Source organism: Marinobacter salinexigens (genome assembly GCF_008370345.1).
Taxonomy (GTDB): domain Bacteria; phylum Pseudomonadota; class Gammaproteobacteria; order Pseudomonadales; family Oleiphilaceae; genus Marinobacter; species Marinobacter salinexigens.
On record NZ_VTUU01000003.1, the window covers coordinates 221,704 to 238,773 of the forward strand.

Annotated in this window: 15 protein-coding genes and 1 tRNA gene; 8 read left to right on the plus strand and 8 right to left on the minus strand. The window is 58.0% G+C overall.

The genetic code is table 11. The features are described 5' to 3' along the window. Nucleotides 1–15: 15 nt before the first annotated feature. A complete protein-coding gene (locus tag FWJ25_RS08320) occupies nucleotides 16–768 on the plus strand; it encodes an SDR family oxidoreductase (RefSeq protein WP_188093591.1) in 753 nt (250 codons plus the stop codon). 90 nt (nucleotides 769–858) lie between these two features. Here FWJ25_RS08320 and FWJ25_RS08325 read toward each other — a convergent pair whose 3' ends face one another. The 3 genes from FWJ25_RS08325 to FWJ25_RS08335 form a co-directional block, all read right to left on the minus strand. After that, a complete protein-coding gene (locus tag FWJ25_RS08325; RefSeq protein ID WP_149599805.1) occupies nucleotides 859–1,140 on the minus strand; it encodes an Lpp/OprI family alanine-zipper lipoprotein in 282 nt (93 codons plus the stop codon). 197 nt (nucleotides 1,141–1,337) lie between these two features. Then, a complete protein-coding gene (locus tag FWJ25_RS08330) occupies nucleotides 1,338–1,895 on the minus strand; it encodes a L,D-transpeptidase family protein (RefSeq protein ID WP_149599806.1) in 558 nt (185 codons plus the stop codon). Nucleotides 1,896–2,012: 117 nt separating this feature from the next. Beyond that, complete coding sequence (locus FWJ25_RS08335; RefSeq protein ID WP_149599807.1) at nucleotides 2,013–3,737, minus strand: potassium/proton antiporter; 1,725 nt, start codon at nucleotides 3,735–3,737, stop codon at nucleotides 2,013–2,015. Nucleotides 3,738–3,808: 71 nt separating this feature from the next. On the opposite strand from FWJ25_RS08335, the gene FWJ25_RS08340 reads away from it, so the two are divergent. After that, nucleotides 3,809–3,882, plus strand: a tRNA-Gly gene (locus FWJ25_RS08340). 25 nt (nucleotides 3,883–3,907) lie between these two features. Here FWJ25_RS08340 and FWJ25_RS08345 read toward each other — a convergent pair. Both FWJ25_RS08345 and FWJ25_RS08350 read right to left on the minus strand, forming a co-directional pair. Continuing rightward, a complete protein-coding gene (locus FWJ25_RS08345; RefSeq protein WP_149599808.1) occupies nucleotides 3,908–5,218 on the minus strand; it encodes an NAD(P)/FAD-dependent oxidoreductase in 1,311 nt (436 codons plus the stop codon). 151 nt (nucleotides 5,219–5,369) lie between these two features. Beyond that, nucleotides 5,370–7,496 carry a NosR/NirI family protein gene (locus FWJ25_RS08350; RefSeq protein WP_149599809.1) on the minus strand — a complete coding sequence of 709 codons (2,127 nt, stop codon included), beginning with the start codon at nucleotides 7,494–7,496 and terminating at the stop codon, nucleotides 5,370–5,372. 166 nt (nucleotides 7,497–7,662) lie between these two features. On the opposite strand from FWJ25_RS08350, the gene FWJ25_RS08355 reads away from it, so the two are divergent. Then, nucleotides 7,663–8,223 (plus strand): LOG family protein, encoded by a 561-nt coding sequence (locus tag FWJ25_RS08355; RefSeq protein WP_149599810.1) that lies wholly within the window; start codon nucleotides 7,663–7,665, stop codon nucleotides 8,221–8,223. A gap of 47 nt (nucleotides 8,224–8,270) precedes the next feature. On the opposite strand, the gene FWJ25_RS19590 is transcribed toward FWJ25_RS08355, so the two are convergent. Further along, nucleotides 8,271–8,441 carry a hypothetical protein gene (locus tag FWJ25_RS19590; protein WP_188093592.1) on the minus strand — a complete coding sequence of 57 codons (171 nt, stop codon included), beginning with the start codon at nucleotides 8,439–8,441 and terminating at the stop codon, nucleotides 8,271–8,273. A 75-nt stretch (nucleotides 8,442–8,516) separates the two neighbouring features. Further along, nucleotides 8,517–9,257, minus strand: a complete 741-nt coding sequence (locus FWJ25_RS08360) for a spermidine synthase (RefSeq protein WP_149599811.1) — start codon at nucleotides 9,255–9,257, stop codon at nucleotides 8,517–8,519. Between the two features lie 157 nt (nucleotides 9,258–9,414). Between FWJ25_RS08360 and FWJ25_RS08365 the strand changes: the two genes are divergently transcribed. Beyond that, nucleotides 9,415–10,038 carry a YbhB/YbcL family Raf kinase inhibitor-like protein gene (locus FWJ25_RS08365; RefSeq protein ID WP_149599812.1) on the plus strand — a complete coding sequence of 208 codons (624 nt, stop codon included), beginning with the start codon at nucleotides 9,415–9,417 and terminating at the stop codon, nucleotides 10,036–10,038. A 7-nt stretch (nucleotides 10,039–10,045) separates the two neighbouring features. Here the strand turns inward: FWJ25_RS08365 and FWJ25_RS08370 are convergent, their stop codons facing one another. Further along, nucleotides 10,046–11,122 (minus strand): substrate-binding domain-containing protein, encoded by a 1,077-nt coding sequence (locus FWJ25_RS08370; RefSeq protein WP_149599813.1) that lies wholly within the window; start codon nucleotides 11,120–11,122, stop codon nucleotides 10,046–10,048. 82 nt (nucleotides 11,123–11,204) lie between these two features. On the opposite strand from FWJ25_RS08370, the gene FWJ25_RS08375 reads away from it, so the two are divergent. Genes FWJ25_RS08375 through fdhD form a run of 4 tightly spaced genes read left to right on the plus strand, consistent with a single transcriptional unit; the run spans nucleotide 11,205 to nucleotide 17,060 of the window. Beyond that, nucleotides 11,205–11,741 (plus strand): formate dehydrogenase subunit gamma, encoded by a 537-nt coding sequence (locus tag FWJ25_RS08375; protein ID WP_149599814.1) that lies wholly within the window; start codon nucleotides 11,205–11,207, stop codon nucleotides 11,739–11,741. A 10-nt stretch (nucleotides 11,742–11,751) separates the two neighbouring features. Next, nucleotides 11,752–13,290, plus strand: coding sequence for a formate dehydrogenase beta subunit (locus tag FWJ25_RS08380; RefSeq protein ID WP_149599815.1), 1,539 nt, complete (start codon nucleotides 11,752–11,754; stop codon nucleotides 13,288–13,290). A 22-nt stretch (nucleotides 13,291–13,312) separates the two neighbouring features. Next, complete coding sequence (gene fdhF, locus FWJ25_RS08385) at nucleotides 13,313–16,213, plus strand: formate dehydrogenase subunit alpha (RefSeq protein ID WP_149599816.1); 2,901 nt, start codon at nucleotides 13,313–13,315, stop codon at nucleotides 16,211–16,213. Then, nucleotides 16,176–17,060 carry a formate dehydrogenase accessory sulfurtransferase FdhD gene (gene fdhD / locus FWJ25_RS08390; protein ID WP_246166713.1) on the plus strand — a complete coding sequence of 295 codons (885 nt, stop codon included), beginning with the start codon at nucleotides 16,176–16,178 and terminating at the stop codon, nucleotides 17,058–17,060. Before fdhF ends, fdhD begins: the two co-directional genes overlap by 38 nt. Nucleotides 17,061–17,070: the final 10 nt, after the last annotated feature.

Here is a 17,070-nt window from a genome sequence, read left to right on the forward strand (position 1 = left end):
AAACAAGGAGTGTCAATGAGTCGTACCATCCTGATTACCGGGGCCAGTTCCGGCCTTGGCGAAGGCATGGCCCGTGAATTCGCGGCCCGGGGCGATAACCTGGCGCTCTGCGCACGTCGAACGGAGCGACTGGAGAGCCTGAGGGACGAACTGCTTGCCAGTCATCCTGGCCTTACGGTCAGCCTCAGGGCATTGGACGTGGATAACCACGATCAGGTCTTCGAGGTTTTTCAGGGTTTTCTGCAGGAATTTGGTCAGATTGACCGGATCATCGTCAACGCCGGAATCGGCAAAGGGCAGCCCCTGGGCACCGGAAAGTTCCGGGCCAACCGCCAGACGGCGGAGACCAACTTCGTGTCTGCCCTGGCCCAGATGGAAGCAGCGATGGAAATCTTCCGGGCCCAGAATCATGGCCATCTGGTGACCGTATCATCGGTCACGGCGGTCAGGGGGATGCCAGGCAACGTAACGACCTATGCGGCGACCAAGGTGGGGCTGGCGGCATTGTCGGAGGGGTTGCGGGTTGAGCTGACAAAAGCGAAATCGCCGATCCGGGTGGCAACGCTGTACCCCGGCTATATCCGGACGGAAATCAACGAGAAAGTGAAAAACACACCCTTTATCGTGGATGCGAAAACAGGGTGCAAGGCGATGGTGAAGGCCATTGAGTCCGGTAAGCAGGAATGCTTTGTACCGGCCTGGCCCTGGACGCCGATCGGATTCGTGATGCGCCGATTACCCGTCTCACTGCTGGCCAGACTGTTCTAACGCCACCCTCCCGGATTCCTTTCAGGACGGGTCACAGGCACAAAAAAAGGCCGGATTGACCGGCCTTTTCAGCATCAGCGTGAACTGAGCTTATTTCATGCTGGACTGCTCAAGCATGCGCTTGGCACGCTCGTTGGCTTCGTCAGCAGCTTGCTGAGCAGCCTTGGCAGCGGCCAGAGCTTCTTCTGCAGTCTGCTGGGCAGTACGTGCATCGCTGGCAGCGCTGTTAGCGGTGTTCAGTGCATTTTCAGCAGTCTGCTCAGCGGAGCTTGCAGTTGCATTGGCTTCGTCCAGAGCTGCTTGATCAGTAGTGGCACAACCTGCAGTCAGTGCAGTAGCCAGTGCAAACCCGGCAATCGTCAGTTTACGCATGGTAAATCCCCTTATTGGTCGTTTTATTTCCTGTGATCCGGAAGTCAGTATAGACGACCTCCTGTCAACATGGCCCGATAGGCAGTGACTACCGGAGTCGTTAAACAGTGTAAAACAGGAAGAGACAAAATGTTAACTAAGGATACGTAAAATTTCCTAGCTTATGACAACAACTTAATGCGGCTGTCATCAGCTATTCACGGAAGAATACGGATTGGGGTTCCATCATCGACCAGTTGCCAGATCTCGTCGATTTCGTCGTTGTTTACGGCGATGCAGCCGTTGGTCCAGTCCAGGCCCTGATAGGCAAAGGCCATATCGCCGGCATTGTTCGGGAGGCCGTGAATCATGATGCTGCCACCAGGGTCGAGGCCCCAGGCACTGGCGAGTTCGCGATCCCGCTCGCTTGGGTAGGAAATATGGATGGACTTGTAGAAGTCACTGTCGGCATTGCGCCAGTCCAGTGTGTAGTCCCCTTCCGGTGTGCGTTCATCGCCTTCATAGAGCTTATGTCCCTTGGGGTTGTCTCCCAGGGAAATCCTGTAGCTCCTGATCACTCTCTCGCCATTCATCAGATCCAGGCGCCGTTCGCTTTTGCGAACCACAACCCGACTGATGAACGGGGATTTCGGCTGCAGGGCCTCGATCGTGGGCATCTGGAGATCTGCCTTCGCCAGCAGCTTTTCTGCGGCGGTGCCGGAGATCGGTAGCAGCAGGAATAGGGATATCAGCCAGCCTGTAACCAGAAAGCGCATGTACACAAACCTGATAAGTTACCAATGATTAATCTTCGTACAGGGCAGTTTATATCATAGCCGACGGAATGACTGTTAAGGGGTTTTGTTAACTTTTTTGATTATCTTATTTCCCGGTCAGCTGTTTTGTGAATGATCCATCTTAAGGCCGACTTTGGTGACTTGATCAGCATCGGTTGCGCGGGCAACCAGAGTCACCGGTCCGAGGGTTACTATGTCACCTACCACCGGATGTCCCTTGGTGCGGCGAGCAAAGCATTCTGCCAGTGATAGCTCTGGCGGAAGATCATCGAACTCAATCCCATACACCTGCTCGACATCTCCCAGCAGCGCGTCGCCGTTGAGCACGAAGTCACCGAAAAAGGCCCGTTCGGCAAGATATTCCGGTGCATGGCGGCCGCTGAGCGATTTGCCAAGTTCTGACAGCACGTTAGGGGTTGCGAACATGGCCACCATATCACCACTGGAGACTTCCAGATCGGCTTTCGGCTGAAGGCAAACACGATTTCGGAACACTCCGGCAACGGCCGTGTTTTCAGGAAAGCGCAGCTGGCTCAGTTTGCGCGGTGTTTGCCAGCTCTCACCTCTGAGCGGGAACAGCATCAGTTCGTGATCACCGGCAGCCGGCGCATCCAGCGGCAGGCGCCGGTACGGGTCTTCGCCGGCAGGAACCTCCAGCCTCAGTTTGCGGGCCAGCGGGGCCATGGTCATTCCTTGCACCACCAGCGATACCAGCACGATAAAGAAGGCGACATGGTAGACCAGTTGCGCTTCCGGCAGATTAGCCATGACCGGGAACATGGCCAGTACGATGGGCACGGCACCGCGTAATCCCACCCAGCTGATAAATCCCAGCTCGCGTTTCTTGAAGGCAAAGGGCCATAGGGTAAGTAGCACGGTTAGCGGCCGGATCAGGAAAATCAGTGCAAAAGCCAGAATCAGGCCGCCTCCCACCAGTGGCATTAACTCCGACGGGTTGATCAGCAGGCCGAGAATCAGAAACAGGCAAAGCTGGGCCAGCCACGACAACCCGTCATGCACCTGCAGAATCATTGGCATCATACGTACCCGGCGGTTACCGATAACCACACCGGTCAGGTAGATGGCCAGAAAACCGCTGCCGCCGATGGCATTGGTGGCAGAAAAAACCGACATGCCCGCAGCTGCGACCAACAGAGGATAGAGGGACGGTGTCAGGCGGATGCGGTTGGCCAGCTCGACGACTGCAAAGCCGCCCGCAATGCCGGCCAGTCCACCGATGCCGAATTGCTTGATCAGCATCAGAAGGGCTTCCCAGCCGGCGTTGGCACCGTCGTTACTGATCACGGTCACCAGGGTCAGGGTCAGGAAGATGGCCATGGGGTCGTTGCTGCCGGACTCGATCTCGAGCGTCGCGCTGACCCGTTCATTAAGGTGGAGGCCCCGGCCCTGAAGCAGCGAAAACACGGCAGCGGCATCGGTGGACGAAATGATCGCACCAATCAGCAGCGCTGTCGGCCAGTTGAGTTCGAACACCCAGCGGGCCACCAATGCCGCGCCCGCAGCAGTAATGAAAACGCCCAGGGTTGCGAGTACGAGGGCGGGCCTGAGGCCGACCCGGAAGGTCTCTGCCCGGGTTCGCATTCCGCCATCAAGCAGAATGACGCCCAGCGCCAGGTTGGCGACCACAAAGGCCAGCTCAAAGTTATCGAATACGATGCCGCCCGGGCCATCTTCCCCCATCAGCATGCCGACACCGAGAAAAATAAGCAGGACAGGCATGCCCACCCGGCTGGAGATGGGGCTGAGAACGATGCTGATGACCAGCATCAGGGCGCCAATCAGAGGCAGAGTCGGATCCATTTATTCTCCAGACAGAAAACTTGCCCACGGGGCAAAAGACCGCTTATATTGCTGTCGCGGCCACCGTGAATGCGGGTGTAGTTCAATGGTAGAACGGCAGCTTCCCAAGCTGCATACGAGGGTTCGATTCCCTTCACCCGCTCCACAGCCTTCCCGGCCGGGCTTCCTCTCTAGTGTAGTTTGAGACGCGGGTGCATCGCACGGCTGATCTTGTCCATCAGCCAGATAATACCGGTACGCACGAAACCGTGCAGTGCCACCTGATGCATGCGATACAGGGAAACGTAGAACAGCCTGGCCACCTTTCCTTCGATATACATACTGCGACCGGACAGGTTGCCCATCAGATTGCCGACCGTGGTGTAACGGCTGAAATTGATCAGCGAACCGTGGTCATTATACACGAACGGCACATCGTCCTTGCCTTCCAGACGGTTGCACAGGGTCTTGAACAGCGCATCGGCCTGTTGGTGTGCAGCCTGCGCACGGGGCGGTACAGGGCGGTCAGAGTCCGGTTGCGGGCAGGCAGCGCAGTCGCCGAACGCGAAGATGTCCACGTCCTGGGTGGTCTGAAGGGTTTGCTCCACCACCAGCTGGTTGCCCCGGTTTACTTCCAGTCCGTCGAGTTCGGCCAGGAACGCAGGCGCCTTGATGCCAGCTGCCCAGATGGTCATTTCCGAAGGCAGTTCGGTACCGTCCTTCATTACGATACCGTCTGAACGCACCTCACTCACCGGTTGGCCGGTCAGGACCTTAACGTGCTGGCGCTCCAGCTCGCGGGTTGCCGCCGCCGACAGGCGACCTGGCAGGGCTGGCAGAATGCGGTCGGCAGCCTCAATGATGGCAATGGACACGTCGGAAGACTTCAGGTGATTCATACCGTAGACCGGTAGCTCCCTCGCTGCCAGGCGCAGCTCGGCGGCGAGCTCCACGCCGGTGGCTCCGGCACCGATGATGCTGATGTTCAGGGTGTGTTCCTTGCCCTGTTCCGCTTCATGGTTGGTGCGCAGGAAAGCGTTCAGCAGGAGTCTGTGGAAGCGCTGGGCCTGGCGAAGGCTGTCCAGGAACAGGCAGTTGTCCTGGGCACCGGGTGTGCCGAAATCATTGGCTGTACTGCCCACGGCAATCACCAGCGTGTCGTAGCTGATGCGGCGCTCGGGAACCACTTCTGCGCCTTCCGGATCAATAAATGGGGCAATGACCAGTTCCCTGGCCTTGCGATCCAGCCCGCTCATGCGTCCGAGCTGGAACTCGTAGTGGTGTTTGCGGGCGTGGGCCCGGTAGTTGATTTCGTTGGTGCTGGTATCCAGCGAGCCAGAGGCCACTTCGTGTAGCAGAGGCTTCCAGACATGGGTCAGGCCGGCATCCACCAGGGTAATCCGCGCCTTGCGTTTCTTGCCTAGCTTGTTGCCCAGGCTGGTGACCAGTTCCAGACCGCCGGCACCACCGCCGACAACCACGATGTGAGGGATGTGTTCCATAACGCTCAGACCTTTAAGTGAAGAAAGCCAAGCGCTCTTGCTGCGAAAACGCTTGGCTATCGTCACTGGAGGTCTGTAAAAGGTAGGGTGCTAATGCTACCAGATCAATAGTGACTTGTGCGTGCTCCCTTGGGTGTTTGCGATCTGTGCATTATGTCACCTCTATGATGTCGATTGCATCCGTCGCCAGAATTTCGGGTTGCTTTTTTCGTTTTGCTTTCAGTCGTTTATCAACACACTGTTGGCTGTCTTGAAGGATCACCACGCATTCCAGACACTGGATGCACTCATCGTAGTCTACCCGCCCGTCCTTGCGGATGGCGTTGATGCCGCATTCGTTCTTGCAATGCTGGCAGGGATTGCCGCAAAGCTCGACGCGGTCCAGCCAGCTGAACAACCGGAACCGGCCCAGCGCGGCCAGACCGGCACCGAGTGGGCAGAGGTAACGGCAATAGAACTTGTGGATAAACAGGCTTGCCGCGACCAGAGCGATGGCATAGGCCACGAACGGCCAGTAGCGGACAAACAACAGCGTAATACTGGTTTTGAACGGTTCCACCTCGGCCAGTTGTTCGGCCAGGGTCAGCGAGTAGAAGGCGGTGCCCACCAGACCCAGGAGGATCGGGTATTTCAGCAGGATCAGTTTGCGATGCCAGCGTTCGGGCACCCGGATCTGGCGCACTCCAAGCTTTTGCCCGAGCCAGGAAGCCATTTCCTGCAGAGCGCCGAACGGGCATAGCCAGCCACAGAACAGCCCGCGTCCCCAGATAAACAGGGTGACGAAGGTGTAGCCCCAGAGAATGAAGATAATGGGGTCCAGCAGGAAGACGTCCAGCGAGAAACCATCCCACAAGGCCAGAAGCAGAGTGTAGATGTTTACCACCGAAAGCTGGCCCTGAGCATAAAAACCGATAAAGAACAGGGTAAAGAACAGGAATCCCCATCGGAACCGGTGCACGGCTTTGGGGTATCGGCTGAGGGTTCGCTGTCGGGCGAAAAACACAGTCAGGATAGTGAGCCCCGCAACAAGCAGGGAAATCTGCCACCAGCGCTGTTGCCACAGGCTGACCCATATAGGTTGCTGACGCGAACCCGGGCCCGGACTGACGTCGACGGTTTCAAACAGTTCGCCGGCAAACGCCACGGGCACCTCGAGGGTGGTTTTATCCACAAGCAGATGGTTGCGGGCGAGTTCTACCGTGAGCTTCATTTCGGCGGGGGCCCCGGGGTTGTAGCCGGCATTACCACCAACCCGGAACAGCGACTGCCGATCAAACGCCGGCATGCCCCGGGCCTGGAGTCGGATGCCAGTGTCGAACATGTTCAGATCCCGCATTTCCACGGAGAGGTTGTTTTGTACCATGCCCAACCTGTCCGGTGTGCTTGCGGGCACAAAGTCCGGCCCCAGATGTGGGTAGGCGCCCCGTGACATCACTGCCAGCACCTGGCTGTCATCACCTGTCTTCTCCATCAGCTGACGGTACCCCTTATCGCCCAGCAGGTTCCGGCCAACCATCGGTGAATTGATGTAGGCGAAATAGAGTTCGGTGAAGGGCTTGCCTGGCTCGGCCTCAGGCGCATCAGGGTAGTCCCCGAGGGTGCGGCCCAGACTGTCTTCGACAGCGGCGGTACTGAGCCGCCAGTGGCCAATGTAGCCCCGGTCCACCAGTTCGGGCCAGGACAGCGATTCGTAGAAATCAGAACGCGCCCGGGTTGGCGCTGCCTGGGTGAAGCCCTCGAGTTTGGCTCGGGCGACCTTTAGCGCCGAAGACAGCATCGTGTCGTTGATGATCAGCACGGATACGGTCGCTTTGCTGACACCGTCGAAATGAACAACATCACCATCGCTGGTTTTGCCGCTGTGCCGGGAATTGGTTGTGTCGATAATGATCTGCTGACGCAGTGAATGCCCGGGATACTGATTGACGAAATCGAACAGGGGCTCCTCCCCAAGCCCGTGCAGAAAGACCGGCTCATGGTGATCCAGTATCCTGACGCCGGTAAAGCGGCCGCGGGTGTCCAGACCGATTAGCATTCTGATCGGTTTTCCGGCAAAGCCCTGCAGGTTACTGAAGTCCACCGATTCATAGGCATAGCCGATCAGTTCGGTTACCTGGTAAACCGGGTAAACAGGAAAGTCCGGCAGCTTGTTCTCGATGGAAGTTGCCTGCGGAAACAGTGCCTGAATCTGTATTCTGCGCTCGGGGGTTAATTCTGCGTGGGCAAAACCTGCAAACGCCAGAAAAAGCACGAGCAAGCGGGCCAGAGGCCGTGCCATGGAGAACTCCTGAGATTTTTTGTTGTTTATCCCCCCATGCTAGAGTTTTCGTCATCGGGGACAATGCGACCTCAGAGCCAGCAGGATGCTACTTTGTGCGTAGTTCCCTACCGGAATAGTCCCGATAACCACCCTGTAGGATTGTCAAAGGAGCAGAGCGAGCACCATGAAAATAGCCGTGTATTGTGGATCCCGAGCCGGGAACAACGAGCTGTATGCACAGAGTGCCAGGGAACTTGGCGAGTACATGGGCCATCACGGCATAGACCTGGTATTTGGTGGCGGGCATGTCGGTCTTATGGGCATCATTGCCGATGCGGTGCTGGACAACGGTGGGCGGGTTTACGGGGTCATTCCCGAACACCTGCGGGACCGGGAGCTGGCCCACGACAGCCTCACTGAGCTGCATGTGGTCAGGGACATGCACGAGCGCAAGGCCAAGATGGCTGAGCTGGCGGATGGCTTCGTCGCGCTGCCCGGAGGAATCGGGACTCTGGAAGAGATTTTTGAGGCCTGGACCTGGGGGCAGCTGGGTTTTCATCACAAACCCTGTGCCCTGTATAACGTTAACGGGTTTTATGAACCTCTGTTGGCCATGGTGCGGGAAATGGAGGTGGAAGGTTTCCTGAAGCAGGAATACATCGACATGGTGATTGTCGAGCAGACACCAGAGCAACTGGTTGCCCGTTTCCGGGGCTACCGTCCGCCCCACGAGAAATGGACCTGACTCACTAGCAGGGGCGGTGCTCCAGGGCGCCGCCACCGAGTGCCAGTTTATCCTTCCCTTGCTTTCTTCAGGGCCTCCAGTTTGTCATGCAACAGGGCCTCAAGTTTGATCAGCTTCTGGCGGTTTTCCTCATTGGGTTTGTTGGTATAAAGGTCCACGTAGGTTTGGGTCACCTGGGTCAGGATAGGGTGCAGTTGCTTATACTCTTCTTCAGACATAGGCAGTCTCCTTCCACAACGGGCTGTATATACTCTAACTATGGATCATCCTGAGGCGGGTTCAAGGCAATCGCACTAAACCCGGGTGACTTTTGCCATCAGTTGGCGCCATCCGATCGGGAAGCGATCTTCCAGTGACTTTAATCTCGGGTCTTTCGACGACAGGGCATCAAATCCCTGCTTGCTGGCGTAGATCACAGTGTTGTTACTTTTGGTGCGCAGCATTAGCAGTACCGAAAAGTGTTTACGTAACTGTTGGAAGTACGGACCGTCAGGGTCGGGTGTGCGGTGATAGTTGAGTACCAGCCAGCCCGATGGCGTCAGTACGCGACTGCACTGGTCAACGAACTGCTTCTGGGCCTGGGTCGGACTCATACGTTCATGGGAGTACAGATCGGACAGCAGCAGGTCTGTGCTCTCCGTGGACCGCCTGGCCAGAGTGTCGCCGGCATCCGCAACGGTGATCTTTATTCGATCACTGAGGGGCAGATCGAAAAACTCCCTGGCTACATCTACCACCGCCTGCCTCAACTCAACGGCATGAATGTGGCAGTCGGGAAGGAGATGATGAAACCCGCTTACCATGACGCCACCACCAAGACCCAGGACAGTGACATGCTGTGGGGTGAAGAACGCCGCAGGAAGGATCATGGCGCGGTTGTATTCGTGTACCGGAAGATAAGGATAGCGGCGATCAATCTTGCTCTGTTCAAAAATGGAGTTGAACGTCATAACACGGTGTTTACGGTAGTCAACAACGAGGATGCTGCCGAACTCATCCCGCGTGTGGTGAACAATTTCGCCCTGGTTGAACATGTGATGGTATCCGGTGTGTTTCTGGTTGTGGTGGTTGATCTGGACAGACGTGCGGCTGCACTGCTAAAACCGTTGTACCAAAGACGTACCACAGAACAGGCGTGCCTCAGGCACCCTGAGAAACCGTAAAAACCATTGTTTTACAGGAGACAAGGTCGTGAAACTAGAGGTTCGAGGTATTGACGAGGGGCAGCCGATCCCCGAGAAGTTCGCATTTGGTGTATTCAGCGAACAGGACCATATGAGCTTCGGCCCCAATCGCAACCCTGAAATGGTTTGGGACGACGCCCCCGAAGGCACAAAAAGCTTTGCGGTCATCATGTTTGATCCGGACGTGCCCAGTGTTGCCGATGACGTGAACCAGGAAGGCAAGACGGTATCGAAAGACCTGCCCCGGGTGGATTTCTTTCATTGGCTGCTGGTGGATGTTCCTGCCAGTGTCAGCCGCATTCCGGAAGGTGAGGACAGCGATGGCGTCAGTCCTAAGGGCAAGGAGCCGGGTGCGGCTGCCTTTGGTGTCCGCGGGGTAAATAACTACACCCAGTTTCTGGCTGGAAATCCGGATATGGCAGGCACTTACGGTGGCTATGACGGCCCTTGCCCGCCCTGGAACGATGAACTCCTGCACCACTACTGCTACGAAGTGTATGCCCTGGATGTGGAGACCCTGGGGCTGACCGGAGAGTTTGATGGTCCTGCCGTGCGCGAGGCCATGGACGGGCACATATTGGCCAGTGCCCGGGTGACCGGAACCTACACCCTGAACCCGGATCTTCGTTAAGACTGTGCTAGCCGTCCTCGGCGATCAGCTGATCAAAAGTGATCACATCGCCAGGGCGGTCCGGGGTGTAGCCCTGAACCTCCTCAATGCGCTCAATGAACGGTGGTGACCGCATCAGATCAAGCAGGTGCTGGAGGTTCGGGTCGTTGAGCCGCTCTTTGTGGCACAGCAGCAGGTAATGCTCGGAGACAATGTCCACAAAGTCGAGATTGAACTGGCGGGCGGCCGATTCAACACCGAACCCGACATCAGCCATGCCTGCAGCGACGAATGCGGCAACGGCGGTATGAGTCAGCTCCTGCTGGGGCATGCGATTCACGGCATCTTCTGAGAAGCCGGCCTGTTTCAGCAGCAGATTGAATAGCAGCCGGGTGCCGGAGTGCCGGTCGCGACCGATAAAGCGGGCCTGGCTGCTGATCAGATCCTCAAAGCTGCCGATGGAAGGCTCCAGTTGCTTGCGCATCATCAGCCCTTCGCGACGGGTGACGAACCGGATCAGCCGGTACTCATGGCCCTTGAGGTGGTGGCGGTAGTGTTCGAGAACCTTGTCTGCCAAAGCCGGTTGGTTCGGGAAGTGGAAGCTGGCGACGTCGCAGTCTCCCCGGTTGAGTGCGGAGAGCGCCTCTTCCGGATTGCGGTACTGCAGGTTGATCTCGATGGTATCTGAAAACTCCGGCAGCAGGGCGACGGCATAGCCATGGCTTGCATGCAGCCTCAGCACCCGATGGGAGCCAGCGAGTATCTGCTGGATCTGGTCGTTGAACTCGGAAGCCATGCTGTCGATCTGTGGTCCCAGTCTGGCTGTCACACGGCGTTCCGCCCAGAGCAGTTTCTCGCCGAGTGCGGTCAGTCGGGTGCCGTGACCTTTTCTCATCTGGACCAGTGGCAAACCGAAGATTTCGGTACCACGATTAAGGAGGTTCCAGGCGTGTCGGTAAGAGATGCTGGCAGCATGGGCGGCTTCAGTCAGTTTGCCGCTTTCCCGGACGCCTTCGAGAAGCCGGAACAGAACCGGTTCGAACCATTCGCCCTGGTCGGTATGAAAGATCCAGGCGGGACGGAGAGTGAGCTTTTTTTTATGCATTATTATTCATATTCCGTAAGCGGGATTTGAGTGATAGCTTGGCCAAAATACTGTATCAGAATAAAAATACATAGGAATAACCATGCATATGTCAGCCCAAAGTGGCCAACCATTGAATCCGGGATCCTCAACCGGCTCCATGGAATGGAATCCTGACATGATCCGCTCGATAGTGTCGGACCTTAAAGCCAAACCTGGTTCCCTGTTGCCGATTCTCCATGCCATTCAGGACTGGATCGGGTTCATCCCCCCGGATGCTGTTCCGCTGATTGCGGAAGCTCTGCAGCAGACACGTGCCGAAGTTCATGGCGTGATCAGTTTTTACCATCACTTCCGAACGACCCCTCCGGGCAGCCACGTGGTACAGGTGTGCCGGGCCGAGGCCTGTCAGGCGATGGGCGGCCGGGCGCTGGAACAGCATGTGCGTCAGCGACTGGCTGTGGACTATCACCAGACCACGGCAGACCGTGAGATCACTCTGGAGCCGGTCTATTGCCTCGGCAACTGTGCCTGTGCGCCCTCCATTCGAGTGGATGACAGCATCCATGGTCGTATGACGCCTGAAAAATTCGACCGACTGACGGAACAACTCACCACGTCGACGCTCGAACTGAAATAGGGGGCAGACTATGACCACAAAAATTTATGTACCCTGCGATACCACCGCGCTGTCCCTCGGGGCGGATCAGGTCGCGCAGCTGATTGAACAGCAGGCTGCCGAACAGGGGGGCGACATCGAGGTGATCCGTAATGGCTCCCGCGGTCTGTGCTGGCTTGAGCCTCTGGTGGAAGTGGATGCTGGCCAGGGGCGTGTTGCCTATGGCCCGGTAGAACCTCACGACGTGGCCGGGTTGGTGGCCGCAGGGCTGCTTGAAGGCAAGTCCGGACATGATCTCTGGCTGGGTAACATCGAAGATCATCCTTACCTGGAACGCCAGCAACGGCTGACCTTTGCCCGTATCGGCATTACTGATCCGTTGTCGGTGGATGACTACCGCGCCCACGGTGGTTTTGACGGCCTGGCCCGGGCTGCCGGCATGGAACCCCAGGGCATTGTCGATGAAGTGAAAACCTCGGGCCTGCGTGGCCGTGGCGGTGCGGCCTTCCCAACGGCCATCAAGTGGCAGACAGTGCATGACCAGCCCTGGCAGCAGCAGAAATACATCGTCTGCAATGCCGATGAAGGGGATTCGGGCAGTTTTGCCGATCGCCTGGTGATGGAGTGCGATCCGTTCATGCTGATCGAAGGCATGGCCATAGCCGGTCTGGCGGTAGGGGCTACCCAGGGCTACATCTACCTGCGCTCGGAATACCCGGTTGCCCAGAAGATGCTCAACGAAGCCATTGCCCGCGCCGAAGCCGCCGGTTACCTGGGCGGCAATGTCTGTGACAGCGGCCGGGCGTTCCATCTGGAAGTCCGTCTGGGAGCCGGGGCCTACATCTGCGGTGAGGAAACCTCTCTGCTCGAAAGCCTGGAAGGCAAACGTGGTCTGGTACGGGCGAAACCACCCTTGCCCGCCATTGTCGGGCTCTTCGGCCAGCCCACGGTGGTCAATAACGTGCTGTCGCTGGCCGCAGTACCTTTTATTCTCGCTCAGGGTGGCGAAGCCTATGCCAATTACGGGCTGGGCCGATCCCGCGGTACCCTGCCGGTGCAACTGGCGGGCAACATTCGCCGTGGTGGTCTGATCGAACTGGCGTTCGGTGTCAGTCTCAAGGCGTTGCTTGAGGATTTCGGCGGTGGTACTGCAACCGGCCGCCCCATGAAGGCGGTACAGGTGGGAGGCCCCCTGATGGCCTATCTGCCAGAGAGCCAGTGGGATACTCCCATGGATTATGAGGCTTTTGCCGCCATCGGTGCAGGTGTCGGCCACGGTGGTGTAGTGGTATTTGATGATTCTGTGGATATGGGGGAGCAGGCCCGGTTTGCCATGGAATTCTGCACCGTTGAATCCTGTGGCAAGTGCACACCGTGCCGGATCGGTTCCGTTCGCGGTGTAGAGGTTATTGATCGTATACGTGCCGGTGAAAACCGTGAGGCCAACCTCGGCCTGCTGGAAGACCTGTGTGAAACCATGGTCGATGGGTCGCTGTGTGCCATGGGGGGGATGACGCCTTTCCCGGTACAGAGCGTGATGAAACACTTCCCCGACGATCTGGCGGGCTGACCGAATCAAGCGGAGGCAAATCATGCTGCAATATTTTGATCCCGGAAAACCGGCCCTGAATCCGGACCTTGATTACGGCACACCACCGGCGATATCAGAGGCCACGGTTTCCCTGTCCATTGACGGTTATGACATCGAGGTGCCAGAGGGAACGTCCGTGCTGCGTGCGGCATCCATACTGGGTATCCAGATCCCCAAGCTCTGTGCGTCTGACAACCTGGATGCCTTTGGTTCCTGCCGTTTGTGTGCGGTTGAGATCGAAGGTCGACGGGGGTATCCGGCCTCGTGTACCACGCCGGTGGCCGAAGGCATGTCGGTAACCACCCAGAACGGCAAACTGGCGAAGTTGCGGCGTAACATCATGGAGTTGTACATCTCCGACCACCCGCTGGACTGCCTCACCTGCCCGGCCAATGGCGATTGTGAATTGCAGGATATGGCTGGTGCGGTCGGATTGCGGGAGGTGCGTTACGGATTTGAGGGTGAAAACCATCTGGCTGCCGAAACCGACGATTCCAACCCCTATTTCAGCTTTGATCCCAGCAAGTGCATTGTCTGTTCACGCTGTGTGCGGGCTTGCGAAGAAGTTCAGGGCACCTTTGCCCTGACCATCGAAGGGCGTGGTTTTGACTCGAAAGTCTCTGCGGGCCAGAGCGAGCCATTCATGGATTCCGAGTGTGTGTCCTGCGGGGCCTGCGTCCAGAGTTGCCCGACGTCAACGTTGATGGAAAAGAGCGTGATTGATGCCGGCCAGCCGGAACACAGTGTGGTGACCACCTGTGCATACTGTGGCGTTGGCTGTTCTTTTAAGGCGGAAATGAAAGGTGATCAGCTGGTGCGCATGGTGCCCTACAAAGGCGGCGATGCTAACCATGGGCATTCCTGCGTGAAAGGCCGTTTTGCCTTCGGCTACGCGACCCATAAGGATCGCATCCGCGAGCCCATGATCCGGGGATCCATCAGCGAGCCCTGGCGCGCTGTGTCCTGGGATGAGGCGATCAGCTTTGCCGCGAGCAGGCTTAAGGCAACCCAGGCCCGATATGGCCGTGAAAGTATCGGTGGTATCACCTCATCCCGCTGCACCAACGAAGAAACCTATCTGGTGCAAAAGCTCATCCGCGCCGCGTTCGGCAACAACAACACCGATACCTGCGCGCGGGTCTGCCACTCACCCACCGGCTATGGCCTGAAGACAACGCTGGGGGAATCTGCCGGTACCCAGACGTTTGACTCGGTGATGGAAGCCGACACTATTATGGTGATCGGCGCCAACCCTACCGACGCCCACCCGGTGTTTGGCTCACAGGTTCGTCGTCGTTTGCGCCAGGGCGCCAAGCTGATTGTGATTGATCCGCGCCGGATCGACCTTCTGAAAACCCCCCATGGCGGCGAGGCGATCCATCTGCCCCTGCGACCGGGCACCAACGTGGCCATGGTCAATGCTCTGGCATACGTGATTGTGACCGAAGGTCTGGAAGACCGGGCGTTTATCGAGGCACGCTGTGATCAATCACAATACGCAGCCTGGCGTGAGTTTATTCAGCAAGAGCGGAATTCGCCGGAAGCCATGGAAGCGGTGACGGGCGTGCCGGCTGATCTGGTACGCCAGGCGGCTCGGGCCTACGCTACCAACGGCAATGGAGCGATCTATTACGGCCTTGGCGTTACCGAGCATAGCCAGGGCTCCACCATGGTCATGGGCATAGCCAACCTGGCGATGGCGACAGGAAATCTGGGCCGGGAAGGTGTCGGTGTGAACCCGCTGCGGGGCCAGAATAACGTACAGGGTTCCTGTGACATGGGTTCTTTCCCCCACGAACTGCCGGGCTATCAGCATGTAGGCGATCCCGATGTCCGGGCACGTTTTGGAAAAGTCTGGGGCGTTGCCATCGACGAAGAGCCGGGGCTGCGAATTCCCAACATGTTTGATGCCGCCATCGCAGGTACTTTCAAAGGCCTGTACGTACAGGGTGAGGATATTGCCCAGTCGGACCCCAACACCCAGCATGTGGAAGCCGCCCTGACCTCCCTCGACTGCCTGGTGGTGCAGGACATCTTCCTGAACGAAACCGCCAAGTACGCTCATGTGCTGCTGCCGGGCTCCACGTTCCTTGAAAAGGACGGCACCTTTACCAATGCCGAACGCCGGATTAACCGGGTGCGGAAAGTGATGGCACCGGTTGCCGGGCTGGCGGACTGGGAAGTCACCATGGCGCTCTCCAATGCCCTGGGTTATCCCATGCATTACCGGCACCCGTCGGAGATCATGGATGAAATCGCGCAACTCACGCCAACGTTCACCGGTGTCAGCTACGACAAGCTGGAGCGACTGGGTAGTATCCAGTGGCCCTGCAACGATGAGCACCCGGAAGGCTCACCGACCATGCATGAGGTGGATTTCCCGATCGGCAGGGGGCGCTTTGCCGTCACCGAATATGTGGCTACGGAGGAAAGAACAACCCGGAAATTCCCGTTGGTGCTCACCACCGGCCGAATCCTCAGTCAGTACAACGTGGGCGCCCAGACCCGGCGTACCGAGAACGAGCGCTGGCATGAAGAGGATCTGCTGGAGATCCATCCCAGCGATGCTGAATTGCGGGGCATCCGGGATGGCGACTGGCTGGGTATCTCCAGCCGTGTCGGGCGAACCGTGCTGCGGGCAAAGGTCAGTGAACGGATGCTCCCGGGAGTGGTGTACACCACCTTCCACCATCCTGGCAGCGGTGCCAACGTGATTACCACCGACAGTTCCGACTGGGCCACCAACTGTCCCGAGTACAAGGTGACGGCGGTACAGGTGGAGAAAGTATCGCAGCCATCGCAATGGCAGCGCCATTTCGAGGATTTCGACGAGCGTCAGCAGCAACTGTTGGAGACGGCCATTCATGGGGAGAAAACCGATGATGTTGGCGTCTTCAAATAATCCCCCCGCCGGGGAAAAAGCCGCCGACGGCCGCGACTTGCCTGCCGCAACCATGGACGTTGAGGTGGAGGTGCACGGCCGTGTTGATCATGCAGGCATGGTCGATGTGGTTGCAGAAGAAGTCCCGGTAGCGCTGGTCTACAACGGTGTTTCCCATGCCGTAATGATGGCAACGCCCGGGGATCTGGAAAATTTCGCCCTGGGTTTCAGCCTCACCGAAGGCATCCTGCAAACGCCCGATGAACTGTTTGGCCTGGACATTCGTTCCCTGGCTGACGGCATCGAAGTCGATATGCACATTGCCGGTGATCGGTTTGCCAATCTGAAGATCCAGCGCCGGAACCTCACGGGGCGGACCGGCTGTGGGCTGTGCGGAACCGATTCCCTGGCGCAGGCGATCCGGGGGATCGGCAAGGTTCCGGTAGCCGTCAGGCCGGATGATCAGGCGGTGCAGACTGCGGTTGACCATCTCCGGGAGCACCAGCCACTGCAGGCCAAAACCGGAGCCACCCATGGTGCTGCCTGGTGCTCTCTTGCGGGTGACGTCTTGATGGTTCGCGAGGACGTGGGCCGCCACAACGCTCTGGACAAACTGATCGGTGCCCGTATCGCGGAAGCGGGAATGCAGGCGTTCAGCAAGGGATTCGTTCTGGTTTCAAGCCGGGCCAGTTATGAGATGGTACAGAAGAGTGCGCAGGTCGGAATCGGTTGCCTGGTCGCCGTGTCTGCCCCCACTGCCTTGGCCATCCGGGAAGCGGAAAGTGCTGGAATGACCCTGATCGGCTTTGCCCGGCCAGGCCGTCATGTCACCTACACACGAGGCCCATCCGGGCCGGTATCAGTCTGAGGAGAACGGA

What these genes read in the sequence shown, in the direction of transcription:
- FWJ25_RS08370 (WP_149599813.1), bottom strand. Translation starts at nt 11,122, where the DNA reads ATGCATAAAAAAAAGCTCACTCTCCGTCCCGCCTGGATCTTTCATACC.
- FWJ25_RS08380 (WP_149599815.1), top strand. Translation starts at nt 11,752, where the DNA reads ATGACCACAAAAATTTATGTACCCTGCGATACCACCGCGCTGTCCCTC.
- FWJ25_RS08350 (WP_149599809.1), bottom strand. Translation starts at nt 7,496, where the DNA reads ATGGCACGGCCTCTGGCCCGCTTGCTCGTGCTTTTTCTGGCGTTTGCA.
- FWJ25_RS08375 (WP_149599814.1), top strand. Translation starts at nt 11,205, where the DNA reads ATGCATATGTCAGCCCAAAGTGGCCAACCATTGAATCCGGGATCCTCA.
- fdhD (WP_246166713.1), top strand. Translation starts at nt 16,176, where the DNA reads ATGGGGAGAAAACCGATGATGTTGGCGTCTTCAAATAATCCCCCCGCC.
- FWJ25_RS08355 (WP_149599810.1), top strand. Translation starts at nt 7,663, where the DNA reads ATGAAAATAGCCGTGTATTGTGGATCCCGAGCCGGGAACAACGAGCTG.
- FWJ25_RS08335 (WP_149599807.1), bottom strand. Translation starts at nt 3,737, where the DNA reads ATGGATCCGACTCTGCCTCTGATTGGCGCCCTGATGCTGGTCATCAGC.
- FWJ25_RS08345 (WP_149599808.1), bottom strand. Translation starts at nt 5,218, where the DNA reads ATGGAACACATCCCTCACATCGTGGTTGTCGGCGGTGGTGCCGGCGGT.
- FWJ25_RS08325 (WP_149599805.1), bottom strand. Translation starts at nt 1,140, where the DNA reads ATGCGTAAACTGACGATTGCCGGGTTTGCACTGGCTACTGCACTGACT.
- fdhF (WP_149599816.1), top strand. Translation starts at nt 13,313, where the DNA reads ATGCTGCAATATTTTGATCCCGGAAAACCGGCCCTGAATCCGGACCTT.
- FWJ25_RS08320 (WP_188093591.1), top strand. Translation starts at nt 16, where the DNA reads ATGAGTCGTACCATCCTGATTACCGGGGCCAGTTCCGGCCTTGGCGAA.
- FWJ25_RS08360 (WP_149599811.1), bottom strand. Translation starts at nt 9,257, where the DNA reads ATGTTCAACCAGGGCGAAATTGTTCACCACACGCGGGATGAGTTCGGC.
- FWJ25_RS08330 (WP_149599806.1), bottom strand. Translation starts at nt 1,895, where the DNA reads ATGCGCTTTCTGGTTACAGGCTGGCTGATATCCCTATTCCTGCTGCTA.
- FWJ25_RS19590 (WP_188093592.1), bottom strand. Translation starts at nt 8,441, where the DNA reads ATGTCTGAAGAAGAGTATAAGCAACTGCACCCTATCCTGACCCAGGTG.